Source organism: Cupriavidus sp. DF5525, assembly GCF_040149425.2.
Lineage (GTDB): Bacteria > Pseudomonadota > Gammaproteobacteria > Burkholderiales > Burkholderiaceae > Cupriavidus > Cupriavidus pickettii_A.
This window is the reverse complement of record NZ_CP168266.1, coordinates 1462773-1474679: the sequence shown is the minus strand read 5'-3', so window position 1 is coordinate 1474679 and position 11907 is coordinate 1462773. Positions and strand designations below refer to the sequence as shown.

Genomic DNA, 11907 nt, shown 5'->3' with positions numbered 1-11907 from the left:
ACCGGCGCTGCGCCAGCCGCGGCGCCGGCAAGGAATTGCGTGTGAAACGTGGCCATCAGGAGCGTCCCATGAATGACATGTCCGCTGTTCCCGCCGATGTCGCTGTGGTTGCCGACACCGCGGCCGATCCTGCCGGCATGCCCGGCGTGCTGGTCGTGGACCACCCGCTGGTGCAGCACAAGGTCACGCTGGTGCGCAGCGAAGAAACCACCACCGACAACTTCCGCCGGCTGGTGCGCGAAATCGCGCAGCTGCTTACCTATGAGGCCACGCGCGATCTGGCGATGGAGACCATCGCCATCCGCACCCCGATCGCGTCGACGCAGTCGCGCGTGCTCTCCGGCAAGAAGCTGTGCCTGGTGTCGATCCTGCGCGCGGGCAACGGCTTTATCGACGGCATGCTGGAGTTGCTGCCGGCGGCGCGCGTCGGGCATATCGGGCTGTACCGCGACCCCGAGACACTGGAGCCGATCGAGTACTACTTCAAGATGCCCGAGGACATCCACGAGCGCATGGTGATCGTGGTGGACCCGATGCTGGCCACGGGCAACTCGGCCATCGCCGCGCTCAACCGCCTGAAAGAGGCCGGGGTCACGACGATGAAGTACGTGTGCCTGATCGCCTCGCGCCCGGGCTTGCGCGCGTTGCGCGCCGCGCATCCCGAGGTGGGCATCGTCACCGCGGCCATCGACGAAACACTCAACGAGCACGGCTACATCGTGCCCGGCCTGGGCGACGCCGGCGACCGCCTCTACGGCACACGCTGATGGACGCGCCCGCGCCCGCGCGCGCCGCGCCGCGGCGAGCGCTGCCCGTACGCGCTGCCGCGGGCGGCCGCATTCGCCAGGAGAACCAGGCCATGATCCTGTGCGCGGCCGAGCATGTGTTCGCGCGCGCCGGGTTTGCCGGGGCCACCATGGCGGAGATCGCGATGCGCGCGGGCGTGCCCAAGTCCAATTTGCATTACTATTTCCGCACCAAGCAGGCGCTGTACCGCGCGGTGCTCGCGCACACGCTGCAGCTGTGGCTGTCCGAGACCGACATCATCCGCGCCGAGCTGCCGCCGCAGGTGGCGCTGGAGCAGTACATCCGCGCCAAGATGCGGCTGTCCGCCAGCCATCCGGACGCATCGCGCGTGTTCGCCAACGAGCTGCTGCACGGCGCGCCCGAGATCGGCGAGATCCTGCGGCATGCGCTGCGCGAACTGGTGTCGCGCAAGGCGGCGGTGGTGCAGCATTGGATCGACAGCGGGCAGATGGCGCCGGTCGATCCGCAGCATCTGTTCTTCACCATCTGGGCGGCCACGCAGACGTACGCGGACTTTGAAGCGCAGGTCTGTGCCGTGCTCGGCGTCAGCCGCCTGGGGCGGCAGGACTACGCGCAGGCCACCGAGCACCTGGTGGCGCTGCTGCTGCGCGGCTGCGGGCTGGCGCCCGAGGCCGCGGCCCTTGCCGCGCTCTCCGACGGACAGGCGTGAGGCCCGGATCGATCGCACGTGGCGCGTGATCCCGCGCCATGAGAATATCGCCGTGCATCCAGCCCTGAGAGACACCCCATGCTCGACCTGATCCTGCGGCACTGCAATCTCCCCGATGGCCGTACCGATATCGATATCGGCATTGCGGGCGGGCGCATCGCCGCGGTGGAGCCGGCGCTTGCCGCAAGCGCGGGCGAGGAGATCGACGCGGCGGGCCAGCTGGTGACGCCGCCCTTCGTCGACGCGCACTTCCATATGGATTCCACGCTGTCGTACGGCCTGCCGCGCGTGAACCAGTCGGGCACACTGCTCGAAGGCATTGCGCTGTGGGGCGAACTGAAGCCGATGCTGACGCAGGAGGCCATCGTCGAACGCGCGCTGGCCTACTGCGACTGGGCCGTGGCGCGTGGGCTGCTGGCGATCCGCTCGCATGTCGATATCTGCGACCCGCGGCTGCTGGCGGTGGAAGCGCTGCTGCACGTGCGCGAGCACGTGCGCCCCTACCTCGACCTGCAACTGGTGGCGTTCCCGCAGGACGGCGTGCTGCGCGCGCCCGGTGCGCTCGACAACCTGAAGCGCGCGCTCGACATGGGCGTCGACGTGGTCGGCGGCATCCCGCATTTCGAGCGCACCATGGCGCAGGGCGCGGAGTCGGTGCGGCTGCTGTGCGAGCTTGCCGCCGACCGCGGCCTGCGCGTCGACATGCATTGCGACGAGAGCGACGACCCGCTGTCGCGCCATATCGAGACGCTGGCGAGCGAGACAATGCGGCTCGGGCTGCAGGGCAGGGTGGCGGGTTCGCACCTGACCTCGATGCATTCGATGGACAACTACTACGTGTCCAAGCTGATCCCGCTGATGCGCGAGGCCGGCGTGGCGGCGATCGCCAACCCGCTGATCAACATCACGCTGCAAGGCCGGCACGACTCCTACCCGAAGCGCCGCGGCATGACCCGCGTGCCGGAGCTGCTGGCGGCCGGCGTGCCGGTGGCGTTCGGCCACGATTGCGTGATGGACCCCTGGTACGGCCTGGGCTCGGGCGACATGCTGGAAGTGGCGCACATGGGCCTGCACGTCGCGCAGATGACCGGGCAGGAGGCGATGCGCGCCTGCTTTACCGCGGTCACCGGCACGCCGGCGCAGATCCTGGGCCTGGAGGGCTACGGCATCGCGCCGGGCAACCGCGCCGACTTGGTGCTGCTGCAGGCGCGCGACCCGGTGGAGGCGATCCGCCTGCGCGCCACGCGGCTGCGGGTGCTGCGTGCGGGCAAGGTCATCGCCAGCACGCCGGCGGCGACGGCGACGCTGCACCTGCCGGAGCGGCCGGCGCAGGTGGATTTCCTGCGCGGCGGCGGTGCGGCGTAGCGGTTGGCACGGCAAAGTTTTTTCGCGAGGGGGTGTTGACAGTGTCCGCTGTGCTCAGCATAATGTCGTTCTTCGGATCGCGGCAGCAAAGCAGCGAAACGAAGCCCAGATGGCGGAATTGGTAGACGCACTAGGTTCAGGTCCTAGCGGTGGCAACACTGTGGAGGTTCGAGTCCTCTTCTGGGCACCAATTTTTAAGAAAGGCTCGCGCAAGCGAGCCTTTCTTCGTTTCAGGCCAGACACCCGCCCATTCGATGCCGGGGCAGTTGCCTCGGATATCTGGAAGAAACCCGCAGCGATGCGGGTTTTTTTCGTCCGCGTTTTCTTGTTTGCCGCATCGCTGAGATCCGGCGGCGGCGCAGCGGGTCAGGCCGCCGGCGCGCCTTCCAGGCTCTGGCCTCGCGCACGCAGTTGTGCGAATTCTTCGCCGCCAAAGCGCGCCAGCACGCTTTCCGGCGGCACCAGCGCGCGCATCAGCGCGGCCATGTCACGCAGTACCTGGTCGCCCGCGGCATGGCCGCGGCGGTCGTTGATCTGCTTGAAGCGGTCGACGTCGATCAGCACCAGGCTGGCGCGCTCGTGCGCCGCGTACTGCGTGGCCACCAGTTCGAGTGCGCGCCGGTTCAGCAGGCCGGTCAGGCTGTCGGTACGGGGCCTGTTGCTCAAGCTGCGCGGTCAGCGAGGCGTGCTCGCGCAGCTTGCGGCGCAGGATATCCAGCGCATCGAACAGCGGCCGCATTTCCGCCGCCGGCGCGCAGCAGCGGCAGGAACATCTTTTCGATCGCGCGCCGGATCTCGTCCATCTGGGGCTCCTGCGGCGGGCGCGCGGCAATCTCGTCGATCTGCGCGCGTGCGCGCACCAGGCGTTCGCGCGCGGCGCTATTGTCAGAGGGTGGCTCGCCCAGCACGCTGTTGGCTGGCCCGCGTTCCGCAGACAGCACGTTGGCGGCGTCCAACACCAGGCGGTATTCGGAGATGTCGTAGCATCGCGGTGCACAGTCCGCCGATCGCGGTGGCGATCGCCAGCTTGCGTTTCAGGCTGCTGCCGCGCGCGGGCGTCGGCGCGCTCCCGGCGCCGGGGAATCCACGCTGGCGCGCTCGTTGCCACAGCGCCATAAGGTCTCCTCCCGGCGCCTGCAAGCCGGGCAATGCTTGGAGGATTTGTCATTAGCGCCATTATTGACGAAAGGGCGTGATTTTCGGATAGATCCCCCAGCGATTTACTCCACTGACGCCTGCCGCCGCGGCGCGCGCGTCCGCACATTCGACGCTAACGCTCGCAGGGCATTTGACCTATGCTCAAGCTCATCGGGCAGGCTGCATATAACGTCCCGAAGGTGGTTGCCATGATGCGCTTGTCATCGTCGAGTGAGAGGGAGGCGGGGACTTGCCCCGGTTGGCACCCATGTGCCGCGCACCCGGGACACGGCCTGCATCACCTGCAGTGCTGCTGCATCCTTGCCATGCTGATGTGTGCGCTGGCCCGTGCGGATGACGCGGTGCCCGAGAGCCACGGCCAGGGAGTATCGGGCTGGGGCTGGGATCTTCCCCCGCCGGTGCAACAGGCACCGGCCGATGTGCCTGACCTGCTGGTGGCCGGCACCAATTCGCCGGACGCGCCGGCCCGGCTTGCCGAACCCGTCACCGTCGAGTATGCGGCGCTACCGCCGCCTTCCCCATCATCGTCATTGCCGCTTGCCGTCGGCCCCGGGCCGGACGACGATGCCCCGGGTCTTGCCGCCTTCGATCGCGAAACCGTCGCGATGTCAGAGCGCCCGCGCCGCATATTGCTGCACCTCGACGACACCACCACCGCTGGCGGGTTTGCCGATAGCCGCGTGCGTACCATGGCGCTGGCCATGGATGCGGTCGTGCCGCGCGCGGGCGGCCTGACGATCCAGCCGCGCGTGCAACTGGCCTACCAGCCCGGCATGCCCGCGGTCAGTGGCGGCACGCCGCCGCAGGCCATGCCCGGCGATTCCAGCGCCACCGGCGTCGGCGTGCGTCTGTACGGCGCCCAGCCCACGCGGCTCGCCGGCATCTATCCGTTCGTCGAAGCAGACTGGTGGCAGGAGAGCCGCAAGCAGACCATCAACATCAACGGCACCAAGATCGATACCGACCTGCTGCGCGGATTGTTCTCGTTCAATATCGGCGCGCACGGCAATACCTCGACCGGCGTGAAGCTGTGGTTCAAGGTGAGGGCGGGGCGCAATCCGGGCGGGACGGTCGGGGCGCGGTATCGCTGGTAGCGGTGCAGGCGGAGCGCCTGAAGGAGAAGGCGCGAACCGAGGCTGCAAAGTGAGCGGGCAAAGAAAAAGGGCTTCCGTTTCCGGAAGCCCTTTCCCGTTCTGCATAGGTGGCGCGGCTGGCAGGATTCGAACCCACGACCCCTTGGTTCGTAGCCAAGTACTCTATCCAACTGAGCTACAGCCGCACACGAGAGGCGCTATTGTAGCGCGGTTTTCAGTTTGCGCAAGCGTTTGGCGAAAAAACTTTTGCCGGCCTTTGCCCGTGCGCCGGCATCGCTATGCCGCCACCTCCGACCAGACCCCGTCAGCCTCGCATGCCTTGCCGTCGTCGCGCAGCTTGATCAGATGCGCCAGCAGCGAGCGCTGCGCAACGGGGTGCATGCGTGGCGGCACGTCGTCATAGACGCGCACGACCAGCTCGCCGATCGATGCGGGCCCCAGTTCGCGCAGCGCGCCGGCCACCTTGGCTTCGCGCTGCAGCCGGTGCCGGATCAGGATGCGGATGGCGTCCTGCGGGCGCCCGATCAGGAAGCCGTGTCCCGGAGCCAGCCATTCCAGGTCCTCATCCTGCAATGCGGCCAGGGAATCGAGGTAGGCGCGCATATCGCCATCTGGCGGGCCGATGACCACGGTCGAGCCCTGCATCACGTGGTCGCCGGTGAAGAGGGTCTTCTCTTGCTCGAGCAGGTAGCACAGGTGGTTCGACGCATGGCCCGGCGTATGGCACACGCGCAAGATGCAGTCGTCGGCGATCGCAATGCGCTCGCCATGCGCAAGCTCGCGCTGCGGCGTGAAGTTCGCGTCCTGCCACTGGCCCGCGGGCGCGGCGCGGCCCAGCACGGTGGCGCCGGTGGCGGCCTGAAGCGCGGCGGCGGCGGGCGAATGGTCCAGGTGCGTGTGCGTGGCCAGGATCCAGCGGATCGGGCCGGGCGCGGCTTCCAGGATGGCGCGCACGTGCTCGCGATCGTCGGGGCCGGGATCGATCACTGCCCACTCGTTGCTTGCGCCGCCGCCGACCAGGTAGGTGTTGGTGCCGGGCCCGGTCATCACGCTGCCGTTGTTGGCGGTCACGCGCCAGACGCGCCCGGAGAGCCGCACCGGCACGCCGGGCGCCAGCTCGTAGCGGCCGTGCACCTTGCCGTCCGGATCGATGCGGCCGATCTCGGCATAGCACGGCTCGTTGGGCATCACCGGTCGGACGCCGGCCGCACCGGTGGCCAGCCGCGGCATGATGCAGGCGATGCCGCGCAGCTGCGAGAAGTAGGCAAAGCAGGCTTCGGCGCTGTCGAACTGCGCGATCGCGCTCAGCGTGCGGCGCGTGACGTGCATCAGCGGCAGGCCGCTGGCCGGGTCGGCGGCCTCGGCAGGCCGGACCCAGCGGTGCTCCACGATCTCGCTGCCATCGGGCACGACTTCCTGCCCTTCCGGCGCGATGGCGACGAAGAAGCGGGTATCGAAGCGCTTGGGCAAGCCGGGCGGCGTCAGCCAGTAGCTGTGATAGGCGAGCCGGTCAGCCGCGAGCCGCAGCCCCAGTTGCTCGCATGCATGCACGAGGCCGGGGCCGCCGCGCTGCACCGCCTCGCGCAGCAGCGCCTGCGCGGCCGCGCCGAGTTCATGCGGCGACTGCAGCCGGCCGTCGCTGCCATAGGCGAACAGCAGGCCGGCTTCCTCAAAACATTCGCGCACGGCGGCCACGTAGAAGTCCAGGCCGCCGGCGGGCAGGCCCAGCCGCTCGCTGGCGCTCGCGTCGTCCAGGCCATGGGCATGCGCGTGCAGCCCCTTGTCCTGCACGTCGAGCGTGCCGCCGGGGAATACGTAGGCGCCGCTGCTGCGGTCGTTGGCACGCTCGACGCGGCGTACGATCAGCACTTCCATGCCGCCCGGCGCGTCGCGCACGACGAGCAGGCTGGCGGCATTGCGCAGCAGCGGAGTGGGGGTGGCAGGGCGGTTGTCGTTTGTCTCTGTGGTTGTCATTGTGTCGGCATCTTGGGTGTGCTTTGCGGCGCGCCGGGAGCCCATAGTGTAGCCGCGTTGAAAGATTCGCCATCCCCGGGGATTTCCGGGCGTTCGGGGTGGGAGGCGGCGAGCACCGGCTTTGGCTTTTCCCGCCAGACGCAGTAATCTGATAGCTCCGCTTCACTTTTTGGGGCCGCGAATTGCCTTGGCGCAGCCCCCGCAGGAGGTCCCGCGTGATCCGAGCATTGACCCTGTGCCTGCCGCTGGCGTGCCTGCTGGCCGCCTGCGAAACGCCGCCGCAAATGGCGCCGCGCCCGGTGCCGCCCCCGGCCACCCGCATCACGGTCGCGCCGCAGGCCGACAACCGGGCCGCTTCGGCCGCCTGCGAGCCCGCGGTGGCCGAAGCGCTCAAGCGCCGCTACCCGCAGCCCGGCAGCGTCATGCTGATGGCCGACCGCGAGCAGTACTACCATCGGCCCAATTCGCAGACCTCGGTCAACGGCGAGGGCGTGTTCGAGCCGGATGACAGTTCGTCGTCGATCGGATTCCACTATGCGTGTTTGTACAACGCGCGCACCGGGAAGGTCGATGATGTGCAGATGCGCTATTGAGAGAGGGGATAACACATGCCGTACCTGATCGAAACCGTCGACAAGCCCGCCCACCAGCATGTGCGCCAGGCCACCCGCGCCAGCCACCTGGAATACCTTGAAGCCAACAAGGCGCTGCTTCTGGCCTGCGGCGCCAAGCTCAACGACGATGGCTCGGACGCCGGCGGCGGCATCTATATCGTCGATGTCGAGACCCGCGAGGCGGCACAGCAGTTCATCGATGCCGATCCGTTCGCCGAGGCCGGCCTGTTTGCCGAGGTTCGTATCGTGCGCTGGCGCAAGGCCTATCTCGGCGGCGTCCGGTTTATCTGACCGGCGTCGCGCGTACCCGACGCCATGCCGCAGGCGAGGTAGCGGCCGCCGACTTTTATCGGATGTCGGATGTGCTTTATCATGCGCGTTTTCGTTGCGTCCTTTGTATCGATACCACGCCCCGCCGCGCCCATATAGCGCTCGGTGCGCTTGCCCGCGCTGCCCGACCTCGGAGGAATTGACAGACGCCAGCCTGCGGGACAAGATGCGGACGGAACTAGATGCGCCTCCGGAGCGACATGTCGGCAGTCATAGCCGCACCGCCCGGACAAGCCGCAAGAACATAGGGAAACGGGGTCATGAAGCCTTCCTTTCGTCAAATGGCGAGCGCGGTCGCGCTCGCCATCATGCTGTCCGGCTGCGCTTCCGCGCCTGACAATGTCGCCAGCCCGGCCGTCGCCGCCGAGCAGCCGCCGTCCGACCAGGCCATGAAGGCCTTGTCCGCCGAGGTCTTCACCTACGCCTATCCGATGGTGCTGATGGACGTGACGCGCGAGCTGATGACCGCGCGCACGCCGGTCAACACCTTCAGCCACAAGCGCACCTTCCCGGACGCGAGCTTCACCGACGTGGTCAGCCCCAATGCCGACACGCTGTACTCGTCGGCATGGCTCGACCTGTCGAAGGAGCCGGTGATCCTGTCCGTGCCCGACACCAATGGCCGCTATTACCTGATGCCGCTGATGGATGCGTGGACCAATGTGTTCGCGTCGCCGGGCAAGCGCACCACGGGTACCCGCCGCGGCAATTTCGCCATTACCGGGCCTGACTGGCGCGGCACGCTGCCCAAGGGCATGCAGGAGATCCGCTCGCCCACGTCGATGGTCTGGCTGATCGGCCGCACGCAGGCCAATGGCAAGCAGGACTTCCCGGCGGTGCACCGGCTGCAGGACCAGTACCGGCTGACGCCGCTGTCGGCCTGGGGCGGCGGTCGGCGCGTGCCGGACAAGACCGCGCCGCGCGCGACCACGGTCGACACGCAAAGCTCGCCGGTCGAACAGGTGGCGGCGATGGACGCGCAGGCGTTCTTCACGCGCTTTGCCTCGCTGCTTCCGGCCAACCCGCCGGCACCGGCCGACAGCGCCATGGTCGACAAGATCCACCGCATGGGCATCATCCCCGGCGTGCCGTTCAAGACCACGGTGATGGAGCCGTCCACCGCGCGCGCGGTGCAGGAAGGCGCCACTGCGGCGCTGGCTGTGATCGTCCAGGGCGCGCGCAAGGGCAATGCCGATGCCGGCAACGGCTGGGTCATGCATCGCGACCTGGGCTCGTACGGCACCAACTACGGCCGCCGCGCGGTGATCGCGTGGGTGGGGCTGGGCGCCAACCTGCCCGAGGATGCGATCTACGCCTCTGCCCGCACCGATGCCAACGGCAAGCCGCTGCAGGGCGGGGCGCGCTACGTGCTGCATTTCGACAAGGGGCAACTGCCACCGGCGCGTGCGTTCTGGTCGCTGACGCTGTACAACGACGGCCAGGCCTTCATTCCCAACCCGATCAACCGCTTCGCCATCGGCAGCCGCGACCGCCTGCGCTACAACCGCGACGGCTCGCTCGATATCTACATCCAGCACGAGCGCCCGAGCGCATCCAAGGTATCTAACTGGCTGCCGGCACCGCCCGACGGCCTCAACATGATGCTGCGCGCGTACTGGCCGGAGCAGGCGCTGCTCGACGGCAACTGGATGCCGCCGGCCGTGATGCGCGTGAACTGACGCCCGTCGCGGCGCCACCGGCAAGAAGGGCCGCATGCCTGCGAGGACATGCGGCCTTTTTGCTTTCATGGCAGCCGGCGCAGCGCTCAGAAGTTGTAGCGCACGCCCGCGTAGAAAGCGCGTCCCGTGCCCGGATAAAACACCGCGGTATTGGCGGTGCGCGCATCCGCCACGGTGCTGAAGTCGCTGACGTAGCGCTTGTTGGCGAGGTTGCGCACATCGAGGAACAGCGTGACGCCGCGCGCGAAGGCATAGCTGGCCTGCACGCCGAACAGCACGTAGGCCGGTACCCTCAGGGTATTGGCGTAGTCGACGTAGGCGCCGGTCGGCACCCAGTCGATGGTGCCTGCCACGCGCAGCCCGGAGGCGCGGCTGTAGGCGATGGTGGTGCGCAGCACGTGCTCCGGCACGCCGGCGATGCGGTTGTTGCCGTACTGCGGATCGTTGTCGAAGCGGAAATCGCTGTAGTTCCATAGCTGCGACAGCGTCAGCCTGTCGCCCGGGCCGGCCAGGTTCTGCAGCAGGTCGGCCGTGATGCCCAGCTCGACGCCTTGCAGCGTGGTGCGGTTGGCATTGAAGGTGGCGGCCGGCACGTTGGGATCGACGGTGAACTGCAGCAGCTGGTCGCGCACCAGGGAGCGGTACAGCGTCACGTCCCAGCCCAGCCGTTCGGTGCGCCCGCGCGTGCCCAGCTCCAGCGTCCAGCCGTGCTGCGCCGCCAGCGGCACGAAGCGGGTGGTGGTGCCGATGGTCTGGTTCAGGTCGGTGAAGTCAGGCACGTCGGCGCTGCGGGTGATGTCGGCAAAGGCCTGGATATCCTGCGCCGGTTCCCACAGCACGCCGAACTTCGGATTGACGCCGCTGTAGTGGGTATCGTCCGACTTCGGCGTCGGGTTGACGGCGAGCCCGCCGTAGTCCTGGTAGCGGCGCTGGCTGTAGTATGCCTTGGCCCCGGCCATCAGCGCGACCGTGGGCGTGATCCATAGGCGGTCTTCCAGGTAGGCCTCGTAGTTGTAGGCGTCCTGGCGCGAGTTCAGCGTCTGCGCGCCGCGCGCACCGGACACGTTGACATACTGGCGCGCGTCATTGTTGCCGCCGAAAAAGCGCGCCCCGGCGATCAGCTGGTTGCGCAGGCCCGCGACCGTCTGCGTGCCGGTATAGCGCGGCGCGATGCCATAGGTCCAGCTGTCCTGGTCGATCACCTGGAAGATCGGGTGGTACAGGTCCTTGTGGATGGCCCAGCTGGCGATATCGAGCTGGCCGCTGGCGAGCTTCATCGTGGTGACGTTGGCCAGGCGCACGGTGCGTGTATTGCGCGCCTGGTCGCCGGCGAGCGCGCTGGCCGATGCCTTGGTCGGGTCGTTCAGCGCATCCTGCAGCGACAGCGCTCCCGGCAGCAGCTGGTCGACCACGTAGGCGCCGAGGTAGAAGCGCGTCTCCAGCTGGGGCGTGAGGCGGTAGCCGAAGTTTGCATTGAGCTGCTCGTACTGGCCGCGCGAGTGGTCGCGCCAGCCCTCGGAATGATTGACACTCAGGTTGGCCAGGAAGTCGAACTGGCCGATCTGGCGCGACACCTGCCCGCTGGCGCGCACGGTGCCGAAGCTGCCACCGTCGAGCCGCAGCAGGTTGGGCGAGTCGGCGGTGAAGGCGGTCGGCGTGGTGAAGTTGATGGCGCCGCCCAGCGTGGTGCTGCCGTAGGCCAGGCCGTTGCCGCCCTTGTAGACCTCGGCCGCCGACAGCCCGAGGGGATCGATCTGGTAGAAGTCGCCGCTGCCGTCGGCAAAATTGGTCGGCACGCCGTCCTGCAGGATTTCCAGGCCGCGCGTATGGAAGCCGCGTGCCACGCCGGAGCCGCGCACGGACAGGCGCAATTCCTGCCCATAGCGTTCCTCGACATAGACACCTGGCGAGTCCTTGAGCACGTCGCGCAGGTTGCTGGCGTAAGTGTTGGCGTAGCTGGCAGCATCGACAAAGCCCACGGAGCCCGCCGATTCGAACAAGGCCGAGCGCTGCGCGGCGATGCCGGGCGCGGTCAGCGATCCGGGCGCCGGGGCGGTGGCGGTAACGGTGGGGAGGGTGGGTGGCTCTGCGGTGTCAGGCGCGGCCTGCGCCAGCGCGACGCCGGTGAATGCAGCGGCCGGCAGCACGGCTGCGCGGCCCCAGTGGCAGGCTCGTTTCATCGATATCCCTATGCCGGCACATCGGCGCCCCTTGCT

The 11907-nt window shown here is 68.2% G+C and carries 11 protein-coding genes and 2 tRNA genes; 8 read left to right on the top strand and 5 right to left on the bottom strand.

All coding sequences use genetic code 11. The features are described 5' to 3' along the window. Positions 1 to 68 precede the first annotated feature (68 nt). From upp to ABNX08_RS27990, 4 genes are all read left to right on the top strand, one after another. Entirely contained in the window at positions 69 to 767 is a 699-nt protein-coding gene (gene upp, locus ABNX08_RS28005) for a uracil phosphoribosyltransferase (protein WP_022538959.1), read from the top strand. Further along, positions 767 to 1477, top strand: a complete 711-nt coding sequence (locus tag ABNX08_RS28000) for a TetR/AcrR family transcriptional regulator (RefSeq protein WP_022538958.1) — start codon at positions 767 to 769, stop codon at positions 1475 to 1477. Before upp ends, ABNX08_RS28000 begins: the two co-directional genes overlap by 1 nt. Positions 1478 to 1555: 78 nt before the next feature. Further along, positions 1556 to 2842: an amidohydrolase family protein gene (locus ABNX08_RS27995; protein WP_022538957.1), complete on the top strand. Its 1287-nt coding sequence runs from the start codon at positions 1556 to 1558 to the stop codon at positions 2840 to 2842. A gap of 103 nt (positions 2843 to 2945) precedes the next feature. Further along, positions 2946 to 3032 (top strand) — tRNA-Leu (locus tag ABNX08_RS27990). A 176-nt stretch (positions 3033 to 3208) separates the two neighbouring features. Here ABNX08_RS27990 and ABNX08_RS27985 read toward each other — a convergent pair. Then, positions 3209 to 3508, bottom strand: coding sequence for a GGDEF domain-containing protein (locus ABNX08_RS27985; protein ID WP_022538956.1), 300 nt, complete (start codon positions 3506 to 3508; stop codon positions 3209 to 3211). Then, on the bottom strand, positions 3505 to 3801 hold the full coding sequence (locus tag ABNX08_RS27980) for a hypothetical protein (RefSeq protein ID WP_022538955.1): 297 nt from the start codon (positions 3799 to 3801) through the stop codon (positions 3505 to 3507). Before ABNX08_RS27980 ends, ABNX08_RS27985 begins: the two co-directional genes overlap by 4 nt. A 387-nt stretch (positions 3802 to 4188) precedes the next feature. Between ABNX08_RS27980 and ABNX08_RS27975 the strand changes: the two genes are divergently transcribed. After that, entirely contained in the window at positions 4189 to 5094 is a 906-nt protein-coding gene (locus ABNX08_RS27975) for a hypothetical protein (protein WP_022538954.1), read from the top strand. 108 nt (positions 5095 to 5202) lie between these two features. Here the strand turns inward: ABNX08_RS27975 and ABNX08_RS27970 are convergent. Together ABNX08_RS27970 and ABNX08_RS27965 are read right to left on the bottom strand one after the other, a co-directional pair. Next, positions 5203 to 5279, bottom strand: a tRNA-Arg gene (locus tag ABNX08_RS27970). A 91-nt stretch (positions 5280 to 5370) separates the two neighbouring features. Continuing rightward, a complete protein-coding gene (locus tag ABNX08_RS27965; protein WP_022538953.1) occupies positions 5371 to 7068 on the bottom strand; it encodes an MBL fold metallo-hydrolase in 1698 nt (565 codons plus the stop codon). Positions 7069 to 7283: 215 nt separating this feature from the next. On the opposite strand from ABNX08_RS27965, the gene ABNX08_RS27960 reads away from it, so the two are divergent. The 3 genes from ABNX08_RS27960 (at position 7284) to ABNX08_RS27950 (ending at position 9691) form a co-directional block, all read left to right on the top strand. Further along, positions 7284 to 7661, top strand: a complete 378-nt coding sequence (locus tag ABNX08_RS27960; RefSeq protein ID WP_022538952.1) for a hypothetical protein — start codon at positions 7284 to 7286, stop codon at positions 7659 to 7661. 15 nt (positions 7662 to 7676) lie between these two features. After that, positions 7677 to 7973 carry a YciI family protein gene (locus tag ABNX08_RS27955; RefSeq protein ID WP_022538951.1) on the top strand — a complete coding sequence of 99 codons (297 nt, stop codon included), beginning with the start codon at positions 7677 to 7679 and terminating at the stop codon, positions 7971 to 7973. A 299-nt stretch (positions 7974 to 8272) separates the two neighbouring features. Continuing rightward, positions 8273 to 9691 (top strand): DUF1254 domain-containing protein, encoded by a 1419-nt coding sequence (locus ABNX08_RS27950; protein WP_022538950.1) that lies wholly within the window; start codon positions 8273 to 8275, stop codon positions 9689 to 9691. 86 nt (positions 9692 to 9777) lie between these two features. Here the strand turns inward: ABNX08_RS27950 and ABNX08_RS27945 are convergent, their stop codons facing one another. Next, on the bottom strand, positions 9778 to 11871 hold the full coding sequence (locus ABNX08_RS27945; RefSeq protein ID WP_022538949.1) for a TonB-dependent receptor: 2094 nt from the start codon (positions 11869 to 11871) through the stop codon (positions 9778 to 9780). Positions 11872 to 11907: the final 36 nt, after the last annotated feature.